The following is a 19,722-nucleotide window of genomic DNA, read 5'->3' as shown; positions in this document are numbered from 1 at the left end:
CAAACTTCTGAGTCGCTTATTCCTATTTTCTTTGCACCACTTAGTAAAATTCTTAAGTGATTTTCTTAGTTTCTTGCGTGAAGTTCTCCTTTTAATTATGTCCTTACCTTTCCTTGAAGTTCCCCAACGCATCTCGAACCCTAGAAATTCAAAGCTATTATTTTCATATTTACGGAATCTAGAGAAACTGATTATATTTGTCTTTTCCAATGAAAGTGCTAGACCAAATTTATTTAGTCTCTTTTGTAACATGTGATAAAATCGTTCTGCATCTCTTTTGTACCTAAAAGCACAAACAAAGTCATCAGCGTAACGACATAGATGGGCTTCACCTGCACATTCTTTCTTAACTTTTCCTATAAACCAGATATCTAATACGTAGTGTAGATAGATATTTGCTAGAATGGGACTTATTATGCCACCTTGAGGAGTTCCTGTAACTGGATGAATGACTTGTCCATCTTCTTTTAATATCCCAGCTTTTAACCATTTCTTGATTAGCCTTATAAATTCTTTATCATTAACTCTTTGTTTTAACATTTCTATTAACCAATCATGGTCTATGTTATCGAAAAATCCTTTGATATCTGCTTCAACTATGTAACTGTATTTGCCAAACTGTAATTCTTTTGTTAAAGATTTTATTGCTACTTTTGAATCACGGTTTGGTCTATATCCATAGCTATTATCTATAAAATCTTGTTCATAAATTGCTTCTAATATATCGGCTGTTGCTCTTTGTACTATTTTATCGGCAACTACTGGAATCCCCAGTGGACGAAGTTTCCCATTGTCCTTTTCTATATTCACTCTACGTACCATCTTTGCATGATATCGCTTACCTATTAAGCTATCTAATATACTTTCAATATTATCTTTTAAGTTTTTAGCAAATTCTTTGGCAGTTATTTTATCTACTCCTGCGGCTGCTTTCTTATTTATGTTATCCCAAGCTTTACTTAAAGCACTATGGTTTATCTGCCTATATAGGTCACGAAATCTATACTTTTTGAGTCGTTTTGCTTTCTTTGCTATTCCCTTCAGTGAGGTTTGCACTAATTGCTCCGGCCTTGCGCGTCCGGTTAGTGTTTCCTTTGATGAGTACATATTTCTGTCACCCCTTCCCCATGTAACCAGCTCTCCTGGTCTCAGAGTACTATGAGTTAATCCGACTTCCTACAAGTCGCAGGTCGTCCTCTTTTTCGATTGGATAGACCTTCCAATAATCATTGGAACCTGTAGGACCTCCCAAATTCCTGATATTTCTTTCTCTTCATGCCAGGTTCTCTGACCCCGACAGACCCTCCGGAATCTCACCTTTTACAATTCCTTCGTATTGACTTCCGCAACGTTAACTACGTCGTCATCTGCTCTTCTCCTGTTTCCAGGACCCGATACTAACGGGGCTCAATATGCTTCAGGAATTACGGTCTTCCCTCTGGCCTAAAAAGTTCTCTGTGTACACTTCACCTGAATTGTTACCAATTCAAAGCGCAACACTCGATATAGGTGGATGGTTAGTCCTTACCTAGCAAAGACTGTTATCAGATATATTGACTAATTAAAATATTACTCAAACCATTGAACGACCTTCACTTTACCAAAGACAGTGAGGTAGTGAAAGGTGGACCTTCTGTCGGCGATCTTTTAAGCTCTTACCATTGAGCTATTTACGTTGGTTCTGTTGTAATCTCTCATAATCGATATTATCCTAAGTCTACTCTAGTAGACGGCTTCACCTTGCCAGAAATATCAAACTTGCTTGGCGTACTAACTTTAATTATTACCGACACTAACGTCGGTAATACTGCTTTTTAGGACATAGACTGATTTAATTTTTTAAATAATTCTTAAATTTATTTAAAGCTTCCATATTAGAATGAGTCTTATCTACTAAATATTTTATATTAACTATTCCCACAACCTACTTAAATACTTTTAAACTTAGACCTTCTGCTAATTTTATGTGCTACTAAATAAATTAACACATATATAATAAATGAATACCCTTTACTCCAATTATTAGACTCTACATACATATCTAGTGCTATTAATATAGGTTCGGCAATAAATGCATTTATGACCCCGATAGTAATCCCTTTAAGTAAAGGTGAGACTTTAGGCCTTATTTGAATAAAACCCATATAGGTAACTGGTAAAATACAAAAATCATAAGAGATATATGCAGGAATAGATGGAACTAAATCTACTGGATAAAACCAAAGCCCTAACTGCAACCCTAAAAAGTCAAGCCAAGAAGAAATACCAATGACAAATAAAGCAACATATAATAACCTATCAGTACTCTCCTTTTTCCTAAACTTAATCCAAATTATCCAAGGGATGGTGGCTAATATTAATGTTAACCACCACCTCCATGAAAACAGAATCTCATCATACCATAAATCATAATATTTTGTTTGCATGATATTAACTTGATTTTGGATTTTTAATAATTTTTCTTTTAACATACTATCCATTGTTTTCTCACACCCAGTCTTTATGGATAGTATTTAATAATCAAGTATCTAATATTCTATATTTTCATACCACTGGTAATAACTGATTTGATTCTTAATCCTACTTGTTCTCATTAAAATTCAACTCCTCTTTACTCTTTTAATCATATTTTTTCTCTTGTATAGTTCATATATAATTCTTATCCTGCTAAACTCCACAATCATTACTATAATATTAATTCACCAACAATCCATTAATTCCCTTTCAAAGAACAAAAATATAAACTTTAAAAGGATTATTAACAATTTATCTAGAAATAATCATATATAGTAAGTGTGTTTTAGTATTTTTTTAGCCCCTTATCGAACATATGTGCTAATTTGTCACTATTTAATTTATTATTGTGAAGAGGAGGTAACATTTATGGCTCATTTAAGAAAACTTGGACAAAAAAAGTATAAAATAATAATTGAACTTGGACGTAACCCTGCTACTGGTAAACGTAAGCGCAAGACTAAAACTGTAAATGGTACTAAAAAAGAAGCCCAAAAAATTATGGCTAAGCTAATTCATGAAATGGAAACTGGTACTTATGTAGAGCCTTCAAAAATGACCACAGCAGAACTATTGCAAAAATGGCTTAAAGAATATTGTAAACCTAACCTAGCTCCTAGTAGCTATGCTAATTACCGAGAAATAATTGAAAGACATTTTATCCCTGAACTTGGCAGCATACAGTTGAAAAATTTAAAACCAATGCATATTCAGTCTTACCAAAGCAAAAAATTAACGACCGGTAGACAGGATGGTAAACCTGGCGGTTTATCTAAGACTACCGTAGAAAAGCATAATCGGATATTAAGTCAAGCTTTAAAATATGCTGTTAAGTTACAGATAATTAAAAGCAATCCAGCTGACCCAATCAAAGCTCCTTCACCAGAAGAGCCTGAAATTAAATATTTGAATAAAGAACAAGTCAATAAGGTTTTAAAAGAAACAAAAGATAAATGGATTTATAATTTCATTTACATAAGTGTTAATACGGGTATGCGAAGAGGAGAAATGTTAGGTTTAAGATGGAAAGATATAGACTTAAATAAAAAGACTATTCAAGTCAGACAAATATCGCAAAGAATTAGAAATGAAGGTATTATATTTAAAAAACCTAAAACTAAATCTAGCGAGAGATTAATAAGCATTTCAAATAATGTTGTTAAAGCTATCAAAAAAATAAAAAGAGAGCAATCTGAAAATAAACTACTCCTAGGACCTAATTATTATACTAAACAAAACCTTGTCTTCTGTAATGAAGACGGATCACCTGCAAATCCTCAAGGAGTTACTAGACGGTTTAAACGAGTTGCTAAAAGAGCTGGATTCAAAGATATAAGACTGCATGACTTACGCCATACACACGCTACTCTTCTATTACAAGAAGGAGTACATCCAAAGGTAGTTCAAGAACGTCTTGGCCACTCAAGCATAACTCAAACTTTAGACACTTATTCACATGTTATTCCCAGCTTACAACAGGAAGCAGCTGATAAATTAGAGGGGTTAATCGAAGAAAATTAAACCTATGGCACTTAAATGGCACTTTTGAAACAGTTATCAGATTTACTTGTTATTATCCAACCTGCTTTAAGCCTTGATATGACAGTGATTACAGCAGGTTGTTATTTTTAACATTTTAAATATAGCACAGAATCCCACCTTCGGCACCATTACTTTTTATATGATATTAGAATTTATCAACTTTTCCTTATAATCACCGGTATGACAGGGGTTATGGAAGGTTGATTTTTTTATTTGTATTAGCTTTTAAACTAGCAATCACCATGCTCCCGTCTGCTTCCGAAGTATTTAACTTATAACGCATTTTGTGGTCGTCTTCATCTTCCACGCTTGCGATTGGGGAATATTTAGCAGTTAATCCTAACTCAAATTTCCCTTTCTCATACTTCATAACTCCGCCTATGTACGGCATAGAGTATTTTGTGTTGTAAGTTATACCTACCCCGTCGTACAATAGTGGATATTGACTAGTATCTATAGCTTCATCCCAGAATAAAGTTCGTGGGTCATAGGCAACGAAATCGTATTCATCGTATCTGTATCCTCCAAGGAAAGATACTTTTGTTGCTCCAGCTTTATACCATTCGCTTTGCATATTTAAATCAAAACTTTGCCCTTTGGCTTCATTCGTGGCATCCCCAATAGTGTCAATTGTCCCATCTGAGTTATAGTCTAAGTCCGTCATTCTATCATCTGTTGCTTTTTCATTTAAAATTTTGCTTCCTTTGAAGTTTGTTCTAATCCCAAAAACATCTTGACCATACTCCAAAGTTACTGCCTTGTTGACTAATGGGAAAGTCAATACGCTAGACCCCCAGTCTCCAAAATAAGTTCTACAATTGGAACAGATAGCCCAACCTGATTTTTAGGTAATGTACAAATAAAAATCCTTAAAAAGGTTGACAATCCACCATAAATTAATTCTACAAATAAAATTTTGCTTCAAATCATCTAACCACCCTCAATATTTAGTACACAATTAATCCATCTTCTATTCATTTTAAGTTTCAATTTAATTCTTCCTAGAATAATAAAAACTGTCCATTGGACTATTACAAATTCATTCAAAAATCCGTAGGACAGTTTAAAAAGATTCATATGTTATTTTATCTTTATTATACCGATAAGTCAGCAAGTATGGAGTAATTTCTAGCTATCTCAATATACTCTTTGATGTCTCTATCTCTTGCCTTTGCCTCTTTATCTGTACATCTCTTATCTGAAAAGTAGTAAAAATAGCTAAACCAATCCAAATAAAACCAAAACTTATAAAATGAGTAGTTGTAAATTCTTCTTTAAACACAAATATCCCTAATATAAGACTTATGGTCGGGGCAATATACTGTAAATAACCCATACTGGACAGAGGTAATCTCTGAGTTCCTCTAGTAAAGAATAATAAGGGTAGAGCTGTTACTATTCCAGAACATATAAGAATTATAGTTGTAATACTAGAAACATGACCTAAAGCACCCACACCGTTAACCTGTCTAAAGATAATATAACCCAACGCAATTGGTGTTAAAATAGCGGTCTCCATAGCTAACCCTACCGTTGAACCAACTGAAACGGTCTTTTTCATAAGTCCATATAATGCAAAAGATAAGGCCAAAGTCAAAGAAATCCAGGGTACTTCTCCATATTTAAAAGTCATAATACCAACACCAATTGTAGCCATAATTATAGATACTATCTGCCAAGAATTTAACTTCTCTTTTAAAACTACTACACCTAACAAAATAACAATTAAAGGATTCATATAATAGCCCATGCTTGTTTCGACAATATGGCTAGTATTTACCGCCCATATATATATACTCCCCAATTGATAGAGATGAATATAGTTGCAAAGATGAGACGAATTAAATCAGATTTGGATTTAAAGATTTCCTTAAACTGATGTAGTTTTTTCTGAAAACATAAAATTACCAGGACAAAAACCAGAGACCAAAGAATACGATGGGCAAGTATTTCCATAGGGGTAATTTTATCTAATGCCTTCCAATAAAGAGGCAAAATACCCCACAGAATATAAGCAGTTATACCATAAAAAAGACCTATCAATTTAGATTCATTGTTATCCACTTTCCTCACTCCATATATTATATTTAAATTAGTTATGACAATGATTATATCATCTAATCCAAGCAGATAAAAGGCAAAATTGATAGTTTTTCTACATTTCCTCTTGCGACGAGAAAACTATTTTACCATTGCCGCAATTCAATTGGTAATCCATCGGGATCCCTTATTTCAGCTCTTTTAGAAGGCCCTAAATCTACTGGACCCCAACTGACTTCTACTCCTTTATCTTCTAAATATGTTATTACTTCATCCATATCTTCTACTTCTAAAGCTAACATCCTATAACCTACTTGACGGTCCTGTTTGTTAATAGGTTGAGGTTCTTTCATAGATAACAGTTCAAGCATTGAATCATTTAATTCTAAAAAGACAACTTCCTTTATTGATGGTGCATCAACTTCTTCTCTTTGTTTAATCTTAAATCCCAATATTTCAGTATAAAATGTAATTGATACTTCGATATCTGACGGTATGATTTCAACATGATCAATTCTTTTAAACATTTTAAACCTCCTACTTCATAATTTAATATTACTCTTTGATTACTTATCTATATTATATTCTTTATTAATTCATTAAAAATTTATAAGATAAGATCAATCTGATCTTTTAATTTTTTTTAATATTTCTTCAAACTTTTCATAAGGTTGAGCTCCTACAATACGATATTCATCATTAATAATAAAAGTAGGAACACCTGTAGCTCCATGCACAACTGACTTTTGAGTAATTGCCTTTAACTTCTCTTCCCACTTAGAATCCTGCCAAGCTTCTTTTACTTCATCTTTAGATAAGCCAACCTCATTAGCAATCTGAAGAAGCACCTCTTTATCTCCAATGTCCTTTTCATCCTCAAAGTAAGCTTCAAATAACCTATGATGGAAGGCCTCAAAGCAACCAGTTTCTTTGGCATATTCACTTAATATCAATGCCAAGTGAGTATTAGATAATTTCTTAGATTGATTAAATTTGATTCCATATTCTTTTCCCCGTTGATTCAACCGATCATATAACCTCTCTATCGATTTAGAATCAAATTTCTTAGTTATATCTTCACCTCCTAGCGGTGTTTCTGGATGAATTTCTAACCCATACCACTCTTCTTCGATATCAAATTCTTGCTTTAACCGATCGACAATAGCCTTGCCGATATAACAAAAAGGTCAGATATAATCAGAATAAATTTTCATCTTAATCATATTACCCACCTCCTAAATATCTCAATTACACCTGTAATTTTATGTGAATATCAATAATATGATTATGTTTTTTCAATCTCCCAACTATGTTCAAATTCTATACAGCCTTTAAGTGTCTGAGCAACTGGACATCCTTGTTCAAATACATCTAATGCCCGTTTGGCTTCCTTAATTTTATCAATTGGTATCTTTAGCTCATAGTGGCAACGAATTCGATTAATCTTTAATATTCCCTTCTCTTCTTCAATTATCCCTTCAAAATGTCCTTTCAACTTATCAGGAAAAGTAGAAATTTCGCGCGCTTCCAGCGCACCTGCAAGAGTACCAGTTAGTCATCCACCTGCAGCAGAAACAATATGATCAAGTGTTAATGGATACTCTATCTCTGGTTCAACCCCATAAAATTCCTTTACCCCACCATGCACTCCAAAATACAATGGCTCTTCAAAACCCTCGATATAAGCCCGTCGATTAGGTCTCTCATCTTGTATGATCGTGATTTTAGTAGTTTCAATTGGATCAACCGTCATAATTTAATCCTCCTTCCAAAGAATTATTAGTTCAATATTTTAATCTATCTATATATAATTTTTAGTATTTACATTTCCAATATTATTATGATTCAAATTCACTAATATATTAACTTAAAACACTTGAACCTTTAATTAATCATTAACAATTTAAAGCCCTTCTAATGCGAAGGGCTTTAAATTAGCATATAAGTAAAAATTATAATAATGATTCTGCTTGTTCAGCTTTAAATAAGACTTTATCATCTTCAGCATGTGCTGTTCCTATCAAACGATATCCCTTAGGCTCATCTTTAGTAGATGCTAAAACCACCTGCATATCACCATTATCATTCAAGTTCTCTTGGGTATTCTCCATCTTGTAAATTCCAAAAGTAAGTACATCATCATTTATCTCCTTTACCTCACCAACAACAATTAAATGTTGTTCTCCTCGAGAAGACACTGTACTAATCGGCACAAATGGAGCCTCTTCAGCCAAATTCTTAATTTCATCATTTAAAACCATTTTTATACCTCCTATTTAAGATTTTAGCTTAACTATAAATGATTATATCATCACCTTAACGTAAACGTCAAGTTAATAGTAGGCTCTTTTCCTATTATTTTTCTAAATATATGGACTTTTTAATTTAATTTTTTATATCTAGTCTGATTTCAATTTTTGTCGCCATTTATAAGGTAACTCTATTATAGTACCTGGACCATCAATTTCTTTTATTGACATTAAACATTCTTTAATCACTTTTAGTTGCAACTCTGTATTTCCTGGATCTCCAAACGGAGCACCAAAGACAAAATTAGTGCTGAGTGTTCGTGGTGCTTGTACTAAATTAGCAACTTCTAAAAACATATTTAATGTTACAGTAATTATATCGTTTTCTTCTAATTTTCTTGCTAACAATCCCACGGATTGATTGCATATTGGTCAAGCAGGTGCCAAAATAGCTATATCTACTTGGTCTTCCTTTAAGGAATTAGCAATTTTCATCCCGGTTTGATTAATAAGTTCATCAACCTTTAAACAATACCCCATAAAACTATAATTTCTCCTAGCCAAAGCACCAATTACTCCTCTCTCTTCAAGTCTTTGCAACAATTCAACAGGAAATACTGTATTTATATCTTCTTTTATATACTTATAATCATAATGACCATGACTAATTTCTAAATCTTTAAATTTCACTCTACTCGGAATTTCTCGATAACTAGCATCTCCCATTGAATCTTCAGTATCAAACTTTGGATCATCTTTTAAATGAAGTCCACCTGAAGAAATTAAAGCAACTTTTGCTTCAGAAATCGGTTTCCCTAGCTTAACAAATGGCACCTCTTTTTCTCGATTGTCAATAAATTTAAAATTAGGATCAACATTACTTTGAAGCATTTCTTCAATACTTTTGATATCCATTTCTATCTCCCTTCTTTATTTTTTAAAATTATATCATAACTCTAACGTTAGAGTCAAACTAATTTTAATTACCATATTTAATTGATTTTACTAAAATTTAAATAACAATGATTAATTAAAAATTATACTCCATTTTAGAGTATAATTCTAGTTTCGTATATTAGATTTTACTGTTAAATAGCTGACGACTGCCAGCGACGTGCCGACAGTCGTCAATTTTCAATATTTAAATAACACTTTATTTAAAATGACTCATAATATACTGTCTCTTCTAAAGGTTTTCTATCCGTATTATGTCTATCCGGTGATGCTGCTTCTCCTGCTGCATATCCTATAGCTAGAATATTGACCGGCTCAATATTCTCTGGAATATTAAATTCTTCTTTTATAACCTCTGGCTCAAAATAACAAATCCATACTGTCCCCAATCCAAGTTGTGTAGCTTGAAGCATCATATGATCAGTAACTATACTAGCATCAATATGTGCCGTGTTCATACCATCAAAAGGCCTTTTCCAAGTATGACCATGATCAGAACATACTATAATTGCTAATGGAGCATCATATATTTTGGCTCCTTTCTTGATCTTATTTAATCCTTCTTCCTTTTGTACTACAATAAGACGCTGGGGTTGACTATTTGTAGCTGTAGGCGCAACTCTCCCTGCTTCTAATATTTTAAGTAATTTTTCTTCTTCAACTTTTTTTGATTCATATTCTCTAACTGAATACCTCTCTTTAGCTAATTGTAAAAAATCCATAATTTGCCTCCTTTTTATCAGTTATTTGTCTTTCATTATATCATCTGTATAGAAAATATCAAAAAATTAAATAGGTTCTATACTTTAGAACATAACCAAGTTGACCTTTATACAACCCAAGGTAAAAACAATAATGATTTATATGTTAAGGAAACTCTTTTCAAGTCAAAACAAATATATTTACATTCATTTAACAATTGATTTAATAGCCCTATGTGTTAGGATAGTTGTCGTAAGGAGTAAAATTTGTGTATAATAAAGTAACGACAATAAATCCTAAGGAGAATTAATATGCCAAAAAAAGTTTATCCCAAAGAATTAAAAGAATCTGTTTTTAAAAGACTTGCTCCACCAAATGCTGAAAAAGTACCTGATTTAGCAAAAGAATTAGACATACCTAGAAATACTCTTTATTCTTGGCGAAGTAAAGCTCTTAAAGAAAGTCCTGCTACTAGTAAAAGAGCGAGCAAATGGACTTCTAAAGATAAGTTTCAAGCTGTCTTAGAAACTGCCAGTCTTTCTGAATTGGAAACTTCTAAATACTGCCGAGAAAGAGGTTGATTAAAAAAGCTACTCTTTCCCAAGGTATAGCAACTAAAAAAGATAAACCATTAGTATTACATTCTGATAATGGTAGCCCTATGAAAGCAGCAACATTTATGGCAACACTCGAAAAACTAGGAGTTCAAAGTTCATTTTCAAGACCAAGAGTAAGTAACGATAATCCCTATTCTGAATCACTATTTAAAACAATGAAGTATAGACCTGTTTATCCTAACAAAGGCTTTAAGAACCTGACAGAAGCCAGAGAATGGGTTTCTAAGTTTGTTCACTGGTACAATCATGAACATTTACATAGTGGAATTAATTTTATAACGCCCTATCAAAGACATTACGGGCTTGATATAGATATAATACAAAAGCGTATTGCAACATATAAAAAGGCTAAGGAAACTCATCCAGAGAGATGGTCAGGGGAAATTAGAGACTGGTCACTTCCTGACTATGTAACATTAAATCCAATGGAAGAAGACGAAGTAGAAAAATATCTCAACCAGCAGAGTTCCTAATTGGAACTCTAAATGAAGAGTATTCAAAGAAATTTTTAATTAAATGCGACAACTTACTTGACAAACGCCGTTTAATACTAGATTCTATCTACTACTAATTCAAACTCATCTGACTGTCTACAAACAATTCAACAAAAACATCAACAATCTTTGGATCAAACTGACTTCCTGCACAGTTCTCTAATTCTTTAATTGCTTTCTTATGAGAAAACGCTTCTCGATAAGGTCTTTTTGAGGTCATAGCATCAAAGGCATCTGCCACAGCAATTATCCTAGAAATTAAAGGAATCCCTTCACCTTTTAATCCCTCAGGATAACCATTGCCATTAAAAAACTCATGGTGATAACGAATACCTAGTATTATTGCATCATTAAAATTTGCTTGTTTTACAGCTCTAGCACCAACTATTGAATGACGTTTTACTTCTATAAATTCGTCCTCTGTTAAAGTAGTTGTTTTATGTAATATAGCATCTGGAACAGCAATTTTCCCAATATCATGTAATAAAGCAGCAAACCTTAGATTATTTAAAGTCGTTTTATCTAATTGAAGTCCTTTACCTAATTGTAATGAATATTTAGCAACATTCTTACTATGGGTAGAAGTATATTCATCTCTCAATTCAATAATTCCTACAAATGCTTTAGCCAATCTGTTATCCACTTAAGTCCCTCCTCTTTAATTTCGATAATGAATTTTCCAATAATATAAATTTATAAAGAAGGAAAAAGGAGATTAATTTTATAAATTAACTATATTATATACCTGTGATTCTTGCCACGACCCACATAATAAAATTAATATAATCTCTTAACCTTTTTCCCCTATCAACATATGATCACTATCTATAATTTAAAGCTATCCTTAACTCATAAAGATTTAGCTAAAACAAATGTATTAATATCAAAAATTCAATTAAAAATCCTAATTATCATTAACATTAAATATACTTTTTATTTTGCTATCCATTTCATGAAAGAAACAATCTTCTTATCTAATTCCTGGCTTTTATTAATTACCTTCTTATGATTCAAATTCTCTTTATCCTTAACTATCTTAGCAAGCTCCACCTTTAACTTTTTAATTTCACTTCTGCTTTGAATATTAATTGTAATCACTCTTTCTAAATTTATTATAAAATTAAATAAGTCCTATTCCTCAATAAAATATAAAAGAGGAATAGGACTTTATTTTTTAAATACAACATAAAGCCTATCTTCCCTTTCGGTAGCTTGACGACCATAGCATAAGCTTTAGGCTCCGAGCTTTGCGTCCTTATCTTTCGATAAGTTTGCCTTTATCGAGGAATTAATAGAAAATATCATTTAAAGTATTTTGTTATAATATCACAATTAAAATTATATCAATTTATCATTATCTTGTAAATATAAACAATTCACATGCACATTATATAATATATGTTAATTAGTCACAATCCCTTAATTAGCCTTTGTTAACTATTCCACCTTAATAAATTCATTATATTTTCACAATATATTATTATAATAGAAAGAAGAATAGTAATTTAACTAAGTTACACAGTAAATACTATAACAATAAAATGCGAGGTGATTAAATATGTTATTTAAAAAACGCTTTAAGAAACTAAGAAAACGAAATAATTTAACTCAAAAAGAATTAGCCCAACATTTGAATTTAGCTCCTTCCACAATATCTTTCTATGAAGTTGGCGAAAGAACACCAGACTATAAAACATTAATTAAAATCGCCGACTACTTTGATGTAAGTCTAGATTATTTATTTGGAAGAATTCATATTCATAACTATGAAACTGTTAACTATCTAAAGCAACTACCTGATTCATTAATTGATGAATTAAGTAGTGAACCTAAAGTTCTAAATCAATTGCTTGAAAATATTTATTTGGCTAAAAATAAGCAAATCAAAGTTGAAGATTTATCAAAGATTATTAATACAATTATTAATGCAATACCTTAGCTTTTGCAACTATATGTAGTAAATATAATTTTGAACCCTTTATTCTTACAAGAATAATTAAGCCCTATTCCCTATGAATATTATAAATGAAATAGGGCTTTAAAATCCTTAACCGTTCTCTCTTATGATAACTCTATAAAGCTATCTTGCTCTTAATGACTATCTTTTTAAAACTAAATAAAATTATGCTGTTTTTAGTCTAAATTTGTAGAACAAGATTCACATTTGAAATTATATCAACCTAATCACATATTGTCAAGTAATTTTTACTATAAACACAATTTGTGTTTGCTAAAATTAGTATCATCATTTTTCAGCTTATTCTTTAAACATTAAATTTCTCAACCATTTCCCGTAACTTTTGAGCCATAGTTGCTAACTCTTGTGAAGAATTGGTTACTTCTTCAGACATATTAGTCATCTCTTGAGAGGCATTACTAACTTCATCACTACTTTCAACTAAAGCCTCTGTAGAAGCAGCAGTCTGTTGCATATAAGAAGAAGTTTCTTCTATAGCCGTCTCAATTCCCGAAAAGACTTCATCCGTTTCTTTTACAACCTCTTTTCCTTCTTGGGCTTTAATTTGAACCTCTTCTATAGATTTCAAACCAGCCTCAGATATACCTTGTGTCTCTTTAATCAAATCATCTATCTCTCTAGTTGCTTTGGCTGTTTCTTCAGCTAGCTCTCTAATTTCTTCAGCTACTACTGCAAATCCTCGTCCATGTTCTCCAGCTCTTGCTGCTTCAATTGCAGCATTTAAAGCTAACAAGTTTGTCTGGTCTGCTATATCAGTAATTAACTCTACAATCTGACCTATCTCTTGTGAATTAGTATCTAATTCTTTAATAGTATCTACTGTCTCTTGTACTGTTTGATTAATTTCTTCTATGCTGTTTATTGTTTTATCAATCTTTTGACTACCTAACTGTGTTTGTGAATTAGCTTCCTGAGCAAAACTAGTTACTTCTTGGTTACTAGCTGATATTTCTTCTATACTTGCAGTTATCTCTTCAATACCTTGATTACTAGTCTCTATTACTGCATTGCCTTCCTCAGCAGAAGCTGAAAGCTCTTCACTATAGGCTGATAAGTCCTCAATAGTACTTATTAAATCAGTAATCATTCTCTTTAAACTATTATGCATCTTATTAAGTGCTTGACTTAAGTCACCAATTTCATCCTTATTCTTAACCTTTAATAAATTAGTACTTAAATCTCCTTCAGCTATCTTTTGAGCAAAATTAGTAGCATTAATTATCGGCTCTGAAACTTTATTAGAAAAGAATATTGCTAAAATTGTAATTAATATTGCAGCTACAATTATTACTCCTAACACTAATTTATATATATAACCTAACTGCTTTGTCAACTCTGATTTTTTAATTACAGCTATAAACTTCCAACCTGTACTAGGAGAGGTATATACATTCATCAAATAATTATTGCCATTCATCATTGCCTCAAAGCTATCATTCTTTATTTTAGATATCTTATTTAATTTAGCAACTTCAAGCTTCTTAATATTTTGAAAATTGAACTCAGGTTTTCTAGGATGGGCTAAAATAGTTCCATCATTAGTAGTCATGATTACATAACCTGTATCTCCAATACTTATATCTTTTACCATCTGCGTCAATCCATCTAAGCTAACATCAAGACCCTGTACTCCTATGAATTCTCCTTTATTATTTTCAATTGTTGTAACTGTACTTACAATTACTTTATCATCAGCTGCCCAATAATAAGGACTTGTCCTAACTACTTTACCTCTATTCTTCATAGCAGTCTTATAGTAAGGTCTTTGAGTTGGAGTATAATTTTTTGGAACAGAATTAGCCGGCCATTGAATATATCCACCTTCTTTAGTTGCCATATAAACATATGCAGAGTCAGGATGTGTTTCAGCAAAATGTGAATATACATTATAAATTTTTGCTTCAATCCCGCCATTCTTTAATGGAGTTAACTTTAAATCCTCTTCTTCAGTCTTATTCATATAAGTAGTAATAGTTTGATCAGCCTTCTTAACAGTAGGATTAGTCGCTAACATCTTAGTATTTTTCTTAATAGTCTCAAAGTATAGATTAATAGCATTATCCACTTGTTTAACCTCTTTAGTGGTAGATTGAATAAAATTTTGTTTTAATACTCCCTTTACTTTTTCTACTCCTAAATAGCCCAAAATCAACATAGGAACTAATGCTATTAATAAAAATAATATAATTAATTTACTTCGAAGGTTATTATTGAATAAGTTACTTAATTTATTCATAAATCATTTCCCCTTTCCTTTAAAATACGTAATTATATTTTTACATAGACATTATAATTAGTTACCTTTCAATTCAAATCTAAACCCCCTTCTATATTTTGATAAACATGATTATAAAATAACTATGTTTATTAATTAAATAAATTATATCAAACTCCTTCATTTTTTCCGTATTTTATTTAAATAATCATAAATTTCCTTAAGATTTATAAAAATATTACATATACCAACATAAATTTAACTATAAATAATTTAAGGTCAGGGCTTTAAATTGCCCTGACCTCTTATAGAGATTAATTTTAAATTTTATACTTTTAATCTTCTTCTAATTACTAATAACCTTATATTTTTTAATTAACTCTTTAATTCTCCTAGTTTATTTCATTTTATTTAAACATCAAAAGTATCAACTAATTCTTGTAATTGCTGAGCCATACTAGCTAATTCTTGAGAGGACTTAGTTACTTCGTCAGACATATTTCTAACTCCATCGGATGCTTCAGCTACTTGATCACTATTTTCAGCTAGATTCTGAGTAGAAGCTGCTGTCTGTTGAATATGAGCTGAAGTCTCTTCAATAGCATGTTTGATTTTTGAGAATACTTCACCTGTCTCCTGCACAATAGTTTTACCTCTTTGTGCTTTATTTTCTACTTGCTGCACAGCTCCTAAACCTGCTTTTGATTTTTTCTGAGTATCTTTAATTAAACCACTAATCTCATTAGTTGCCTTAGCCGTTTCTTCTGCTAATTCCCTAATTTCTTCAGCTACTACTGCAAATCCTTGACCATGTTCTCCAGCTCTAGCTGCCTCAATAGCTGCATTTAAAGCTAATAGATTAGTCTGGTCTGCTATATCAGTAATTAGTTCTACAATTTGACCTATTTCCTGTGAATTATTATCTAACTCTTCAATAGTATCTACTGTACTGCCAACCGCTTGATTAATCTCTTCTATACTCTCAACAGTGCTTTCAATCTTTTGACCACCAATTTGGGTCTGGGAATTAGCTTCTTGAGCTAAACCAGTTACTTCCTGACTACTAGCTGATATTTGTTGAATACTAGACGACATATCGTCTATAAGCTGACTAGTTGTCTCTATAGTTGCATTTCCTTCCTCAGCAGAAGCTGATAGTTCCTCACTGTAAGCAGATAAGTCTTCAACAGCATCCAATAAATTAACGACTATATCCTTCAAATTGATACGCATTTCATTTAAAGCATGAGTTAAATCTCCAATTTCATCTTGGGTTTTTACTTGTAAAGAGTCTATATTTAAATTTCCATTAGCAATCTTATCAGCAAACTCCATAGCTGCTACTATTGGTTTAGTTATATAATTAGAAACTCCTAAAGATATTCCAATTGCTAGTAAAACAGCGACAACTATAATAATAATAGATAATCTTTTCTGCTTGCTTATTTCTTTAAACGCCTCTTTAGCAGGCAATTGAACTACAATTCCCCACCCTGTCTTTTCAAAGGGCATATAAGCTGCTAACTTATTCACTCCTTTATAGGTGTATTCTTCTGTTCCATGCTTCCCATTTATCACCTTTTTAACCGGATCAAGATTTGATACATCAATCATTTCTTTAACTAATTTATCGTCTGGATGACCAATTACCTTACCAGTTCGTCCCACTACATATCCGTATCCTGATTTTCCTGGATCAACTTGTGAAGCTAACTCACTTATAAACGATAATTCAATACTAGCCCCAATCACACCTACTATATTTCCATCTCTTTTAATAGGTTTTGCTAAAACTACAATTGGTTTCTTCTGGCTTCTTGAAATAATCACTTTTGAATAATGAGTTTCACCTTTAATTGCTGCTTGGAAATAACCCCTATCTGATCTATCACCTAAACTACCAGATGTTTTATAAATCTGCATTCCACTAGGGTCCATAATATAGATCTGAGTAATCGCATCATAGTCTGCAACTATTCCTTTTAATATACCATCCATCTTACTAGGGTTCATACTTTCAACTTCTTCTAAAGTAGATAACATGTCCATTACTGATTCAGTATCATCAACTGCAAGTTTAATTTGTTTATGTAAGCTTTTAGCTAAATTCATATTTTGGTCATATACTACCTCTCTAATATATGATGTATTCGTCTTAATAAAAGTATAAGTAACTGTTAATACAGGTACCAACAAAACTAATATGAAAATTACAACTAATTTTCCTTTAAGACTATTTCTAAAATTCATCTTATTCCTCTCCTTATAATCTTTATTTAATACATGCGTTTTAAGCAGTATCTTCTTTTACATTCTCACTAATCTCTTTCAAATTTATCTTTTCTTCTACAGTTAATAATTTTTCTAAATCACATAAGATAATAATTCTATCCTTTACTTTAGCTAATCCTTTTAAATACTCATTCCTAATCCCAACAATTTTATCTGGAGCATCCTCAATTTCATCAGACTTAATTCTTAAAACTTCGGAAACTGAATCTACAATTATTCCTATATTCTGACCATCCACTTCAATAATGATAATTCTAGATTTATTTGTTAATTTTTCTTCTAAGTTAAACTTCTTTCTTAAATCAACAATAGGAACAATATTGCCTCGCAAATTAATAATTCCTAAAAAAGTTTCAGAACTATTGGGTAATTTAGTAATTTCTTTCATACGAATAATTTCTTTTATTTTAGTAATTTCAATTCCAAATTCCTCTTTAGATAATTGAAAAATTACTAATTGATATATTTGATTATTCATAATTCTCCCCTTTCATTACAATTAAGATTCGAATGGTTAGCTACTAAATAATTTTTCTAATTATTCTTCAATGTTTTATCTTAAACAACAAGCCTATGATTTTATTTTTAATAAACTCACCTCCTGACATAGAAGAAAAATCATATTTACCTTTAATTTCAATCACACTTTTATTATAAATATTTCATTATATTTCTTTATATTCCTTCAATTTTCTCCAAATTATATTAGCTTTAGTCAAATCATTCTCGTGACAATATATAAAGGGATTTAAATTTCTTTAAAATAAAAAAAAGACTAAGGTAATTAACCTCAGCCTTCTACTAAGAAAAAATATTATTACATATTTTAAACTATATATTATAAGAAAAAAACCATATAACCCTCATCCCCCCTAGATTAGTTAGATTTTATATAGGAATTCATACTAAATTTTTAGTTTAACAGTAACCATAGACTATTTAACGTAAAGAGACCGGAACCACTAACTTTTGACCAGAATTAATTAAATTAGGATTAGAAAGATAGTTAAAATCTACAATGGTATCTATTTGGGTCCCATGCTTTTGGGCTATAGAATAAAGAGTATCACCAAAATGCACTGTATAAATAATAGCTTCTGGAGGAGATTGAGGAATAATAATTTTTTGGTTAACATAAATAAGATTTGGCTTAGCGATCTGATTAAAAACTAATATGTTAAACACTGTTGTATTATATCTTTGTGCAATCTCAGATAAAGTATCTCCTGGCTTTACCATGTAACTGAAAGTACCTAATGGTGCAGTAGGCATATCATTACTATTAGGTTTTGTTACTTGTGATATATTCTCTTGTGCTAAAGTCACACTACCGACTATAAAGGTAAACATAAGTACTAAAATCAAAGCTACAAATAACTTTCTCATATGTAAAAACACCTCCCTTTATTAATTTTAATGATACTTAAAATATTAAAGAAGTATTTTACCTACTATTATTTCATCATAGTACTTTCTATTCATCAAGGTTACTGCTTTCTCTCAAAATAATCAGCTTCTGATGACTCATCATTGATATCTTTAAATTTATCTCCTTGATTATTTATTGCTTCAATATTACTAACAGATTTGAAAACTTTTATAACTACATAAGGAGAAGTAATTGCTTGTGTAACACTCTCATCTGGGCCAGGGCCTTTTTCAAAAACTTCAATTTTAGTAACTCCTTCTATCTTTCTTACTGACTCTACTGTTATATTATATCCTCCTGTAGGCTTTTGTCCAGAACCTATATATATTATTGTTTCATCTTCAGTTCTTTTTACAATGCCAAACCCTCTTAATTTCTTAATATATCCGATAGGTTCTTTTAAACTTTCACCGCCAATCATTCTCTTTCCTGCATTAAATATTTTACCCATTAAACCTTGATCAGGATTGGATCCATCACCCATCTTAACTTCAAAGTTAATTCCATCATCCATCCAATTCATTGCTCCTGCTTCTGCTATAACTGTTTCTTTTGGGTCCAACTCAATTTCTACAGCCTGCATATCATCTCCAATTATTTCATAATCAATTTCATGAGCTTTCATTAAATTCCCCTCACCTTCTTAATTTATTTAATTCTTAACTCTTATACACAATTATTATTCTTACTATCTTT

At 31.3% G+C, this 19,722-nt stretch carries 22 protein-coding genes, 3 pseudogenes and 1 riboswitch; of the genes and pseudogenes, 4 read left to right on the top strand and 21 right to left on the bottom strand.

From position 1 onward, the window contains the following. Both ltrA and BM077_RS10575 read right to left on the bottom strand, forming a co-directional pair. The coding region (gene ltrA, locus BM077_RS10580) for a group II intron reverse transcriptase/maturase (protein ID WP_090095251.1) at positions 1-1,107 on the bottom strand (1,107 nt) is incomplete at its 3' end. Between the two features lie 821 nt (positions 1,108-1,928). After that, positions 1,929-2,480: a CBO0543 family protein gene (locus tag BM077_RS10575; protein WP_089750139.1), complete on the bottom strand. Its 552-nt coding sequence runs from the start codon at positions 2,478-2,480 to the stop codon at positions 1,929-1,931. Positions 2,481-2,883: 403 nt separating this feature from the next. Here BM077_RS10575 and BM077_RS10570 point away from each other — a divergent pair, with 403 nt between their 5' ends. Beyond that, positions 2,884-4,035, top strand: coding sequence for a tyrosine-type recombinase/integrase (locus BM077_RS10570; protein WP_090003573.1), 1,152 nt, complete (start codon positions 2,884-2,886; stop codon positions 4,033-4,035). Positions 4,036-4,246: 211 nt separating this feature from the next. On the opposite strand, the gene BM077_RS10565 is transcribed toward BM077_RS10570, so the two are convergent. From BM077_RS10565 to BM077_RS10520, 11 genes and pseudogenes are all read right to left on the bottom strand, one after another. Then, positions 4,247-4,837: an omptin family outer membrane protease gene (locus tag BM077_RS10565; RefSeq protein ID WP_089750134.1), complete on the bottom strand. Its 591-nt coding sequence runs from the start codon at positions 4,835-4,837 to the stop codon at positions 4,247-4,249. 351 nt (positions 4,838-5,188) lie between these two features. Continuing rightward, positions 5,189-5,794, bottom strand: a complete 606-nt coding sequence (gene rarD, locus BM077_RS10560; RefSeq protein ID WP_445082266.1) for an EamA family transporter RarD — start codon at positions 5,792-5,794, stop codon at positions 5,189-5,191. A gap of 38 nt (positions 5,795-5,832) precedes the next feature. Next, positions 5,833-6,120: an EamA family transporter gene (locus tag BM077_RS14220; protein ID WP_218124683.1), complete on the bottom strand. Its 288-nt coding sequence runs from the start codon at positions 6,118-6,120 to the stop codon at positions 5,833-5,835. Between the two features lie 122 nt (positions 6,121-6,242). After that, positions 6,243-6,623: a VOC family protein gene (locus tag BM077_RS10555; protein WP_089750132.1), complete on the bottom strand. Its 381-nt coding sequence runs from the start codon at positions 6,621-6,623 to the stop codon at positions 6,243-6,245. Between the two features lie 93 nt (positions 6,624-6,716). After that, positions 6,717-7,271, bottom strand: coding sequence for a DsbA family oxidoreductase (locus BM077_RS10550; protein ID WP_089750130.1), 555 nt, complete (start codon positions 7,269-7,271; stop codon positions 6,717-6,719). Between the two features lie 110 nt (positions 7,272-7,381). Continuing rightward, positions 7,382-7,630, bottom strand: a pseudogene (locus tag BM077_RS10545) (OsmC family protein); the annotation flags it as partial. A gap of 21 nt (positions 7,631-7,651) precedes the next feature. Further along, a complete protein-coding gene (locus BM077_RS10540; protein WP_089750123.1) occupies positions 7,652-7,849 on the bottom strand; it encodes a hypothetical protein in 198 nt (65 codons plus the stop codon). 199 nt (positions 7,850-8,048) lie between these two features. Next, positions 8,049-8,357, bottom strand: a complete 309-nt coding sequence (locus BM077_RS10535; protein WP_089750121.1) for a pyridoxamine 5'-phosphate oxidase family protein — start codon at positions 8,355-8,357, stop codon at positions 8,049-8,051. Positions 8,358-8,495: 138 nt separating this feature from the next. Continuing rightward, a complete protein-coding gene (locus BM077_RS10530; RefSeq protein ID WP_090003527.1) occupies positions 8,496-8,753 on the bottom strand; it encodes a hypothetical protein in 258 nt (85 codons plus the stop codon). A 24-nt stretch (positions 8,754-8,777) separates the two neighbouring features. Beyond that, entirely contained in the window at positions 8,778-9,260 is a 483-nt protein-coding gene (locus BM077_RS10525; protein WP_089750117.1) for a glycine/sarcosine/betaine reductase selenoprotein B family protein, read from the bottom strand. A gap of 242 nt (positions 9,261-9,502) precedes the next feature. After that, a complete protein-coding gene (locus tag BM077_RS10520; protein WP_089750115.1) occupies positions 9,503-10,021 on the bottom strand; it encodes a nitroreductase family protein in 519 nt (172 codons plus the stop codon). A 291-nt stretch (positions 10,022-10,312) separates the two neighbouring features. On the opposite strand from BM077_RS10520, the gene BM077_RS10515 reads away from it, so the two are divergent. Together BM077_RS10515 and BM077_RS10510 are read left to right on the top strand one after the other, a co-directional pair. Next, complete coding sequence (locus BM077_RS10515; RefSeq protein ID WP_089750114.1) at positions 10,313-10,582, top strand: transposase; 270 nt, start codon at positions 10,313-10,315, stop codon at positions 10,580-10,582. A gap of 44 nt (positions 10,583-10,626) precedes the next feature. Beyond that, positions 10,627-11,091, top strand: a pseudogene (locus tag BM077_RS10510) (transposase); the annotation flags it as partial. 94 nt (positions 11,092-11,185) lie between these two features. Here the strand turns inward: BM077_RS10510 and BM077_RS10505 are convergent. Then, positions 11,186-11,755: an HD-GYP domain-containing protein gene (locus BM077_RS10505; RefSeq protein ID WP_089750110.1), complete on the bottom strand. Its 570-nt coding sequence runs from the start codon at positions 11,753-11,755 to the stop codon at positions 11,186-11,188. Between the two features lie 290 nt (positions 11,756-12,045). Continuing rightward, on the bottom strand, positions 12,046-12,210 hold the full coding sequence (locus tag BM077_RS10500) for an aspartyl-phosphate phosphatase Spo0E family protein (protein ID WP_176941703.1): 165 nt from the start codon (positions 12,208-12,210) through the stop codon (positions 12,046-12,048). A 105-nt stretch (positions 12,211-12,315) separates the two neighbouring features. Next, positions 12,316-12,398, bottom strand: a riboswitch (cyclic di-GMP riboswitch). 272 nt (positions 12,399-12,670) lie between these two features. Between BM077_RS10500 and BM077_RS10495 the strand changes: the two genes are divergently transcribed. Further along, positions 12,671-13,051 (top strand): helix-turn-helix domain-containing protein, encoded by a 381-nt coding sequence (locus BM077_RS10495; RefSeq protein ID WP_089750106.1) that lies wholly within the window; start codon positions 12,671-12,673, stop codon positions 13,049-13,051. Positions 13,052-13,376: 325 nt separating this feature from the next. On the opposite strand, the gene BM077_RS10490 is transcribed toward BM077_RS10495, so the two are convergent. The 6 genes and pseudogenes from BM077_RS10490 to BM077_RS14050 form a co-directional block, all read right to left on the bottom strand. Then, positions 13,377-15,326 carry a methyl-accepting chemotaxis protein gene (locus tag BM077_RS10490; RefSeq protein WP_089750104.1) on the bottom strand — a complete coding sequence of 650 codons (1,950 nt, stop codon included), beginning with the start codon at positions 15,324-15,326 and terminating at the stop codon, positions 13,377-13,379. A gap of 390 nt (positions 15,327-15,716) precedes the next feature. After that, the gene (locus BM077_RS10485; protein WP_089750102.1) at positions 15,717-17,555 is read right to left on the bottom strand and encodes a methyl-accepting chemotaxis protein; all 1,839 of its coding nucleotides are present in this window, start codon (positions 17,553-17,555) and stop codon (positions 15,717-15,719) included. Positions 17,556-17,595: 40 nt separating this feature from the next. Further along, the gene (locus tag BM077_RS10480; RefSeq protein ID WP_089750100.1) at positions 17,596-18,075 is read right to left on the bottom strand and encodes a chemotaxis protein CheW; all 480 of its coding nucleotides are present in this window, start codon (positions 18,073-18,075) and stop codon (positions 17,596-17,598) included. A 461-nt stretch (positions 18,076-18,536) separates the two neighbouring features. Then, positions 18,537-18,983 (bottom strand): LysM peptidoglycan-binding domain-containing protein, encoded by a 447-nt coding sequence (locus BM077_RS10475; protein WP_089750098.1) that lies wholly within the window; start codon positions 18,981-18,983, stop codon positions 18,537-18,539. A 101-nt stretch (positions 18,984-19,084) separates the two neighbouring features. After that, complete coding sequence (locus BM077_RS14055) at positions 19,085-19,447, bottom strand: protease complex subunit PrcB family protein (protein ID WP_255361624.1); 363 nt, start codon at positions 19,445-19,447, stop codon at positions 19,085-19,087. Further along, positions 19,427-19,651: pseudogene (locus tag BM077_RS14050) on the bottom strand (AIM24 family protein); the annotation flags it as partial. The gene BM077_RS14055 and the pseudogene BM077_RS14050, both read right to left, overlap by 21 nt. Positions 19,652-19,722: the final 71 nt, after the last annotated feature.

Origin of the sequence: Candidatus Frackibacter sp. WG13, assembly GCF_900114655.1 — a bacterium.
Taxonomy (GTDB): Bacteria; Bacillota; Halanaerobiia; order Halobacteroidales; family Acetohalobiaceae; genus Frackibacter.
Note: the sequence above shows the minus strand (reverse complement) of the source record. Positions and strands in the feature narration are given on the sequence as shown.

Bases quoted from the DNA above. Each gene is read 5' to 3' on its own strand.
- BM077_RS10475 (WP_089750098.1), bottom strand. From the start codon at position 18,983: ATGAGAAAGTTATTTGTAGCTTTGATTTTAGTACTTATGTTTACCTTT.
- BM077_RS10555 (WP_089750132.1), bottom strand. From the start codon at position 6,623: ATGTTTAAAAGAATTGATCATGTTGAAATCATACCGTCAGATATCGAA.
- BM077_RS10575 (WP_089750139.1), bottom strand. From the start codon at position 2,480: ATGGATAGTATGTTAAAAGAAAAATTATTAAAAATCCAAAATCAAGTT.
- BM077_RS10525 (WP_089750117.1), bottom strand. From the start codon at position 9,260: ATGGATATCAAAAGTATTGAAGAAATGCTTCAAAGTAATGTTGATCCT.
- BM077_RS10495 (WP_089750106.1), top strand. From the start codon at position 12,671: ATGTTATTTAAAAAACGCTTTAAGAAACTAAGAAAACGAAATAATTTA.
- rarD (WP_445082266.1), bottom strand. From the start codon at position 5,794: ATGAATCCTTTAATTGTTATTTTGTTAGGTGTAGTAGTTTTAAAAGAG.
- BM077_RS14055 (WP_255361624.1), bottom strand. From the start codon at position 19,447: ATGATTGGCGGTGAAAGTTTAAAAGAACCTATCGGATATATTAAGAAA.
- BM077_RS10540 (WP_089750123.1), bottom strand. From the start codon at position 7,849: ATGACGGTTGATCCAATTGAAACTACTAAAATCACGATCATACAAGAT.
- BM077_RS10535 (WP_089750121.1), bottom strand. From the start codon at position 8,357: ATGGTTTTAAATGATGAAATTAAGAATTTGGCTGAAGAGGCTCCATTT.
- BM077_RS10480 (WP_089750100.1), bottom strand. From the start codon at position 18,075: ATGAATAATCAAATATATCAATTAGTAATTTTTCAATTATCTAAAGAG.
- BM077_RS10485 (WP_089750102.1), bottom strand. From the start codon at position 17,555: ATGAATTTTAGAAATAGTCTTAAAGGAAAATTAGTTGTAATTTTCATA.
- BM077_RS10515 (WP_089750114.1), top strand. From the start codon at position 10,313: ATGCCAAAAAAAGTTTATCCCAAAGAATTAAAAGAATCTGTTTTTAAA.
- BM077_RS10570 (WP_090003573.1), top strand. From the start codon at position 2,884: ATGGCTCATTTAAGAAAACTTGGACAAAAAAAGTATAAAATAATAATT.
- BM077_RS10520 (WP_089750115.1), bottom strand. From the start codon at position 10,021: ATGGATTTTTTACAATTAGCTAAAGAGAGGTATTCAGTTAGAGAATAT.
- BM077_RS10490 (WP_089750104.1), bottom strand. From the start codon at position 15,326: ATGAATAAATTAAGTAACTTATTCAATAATAACCTTCGAAGTAAATTA.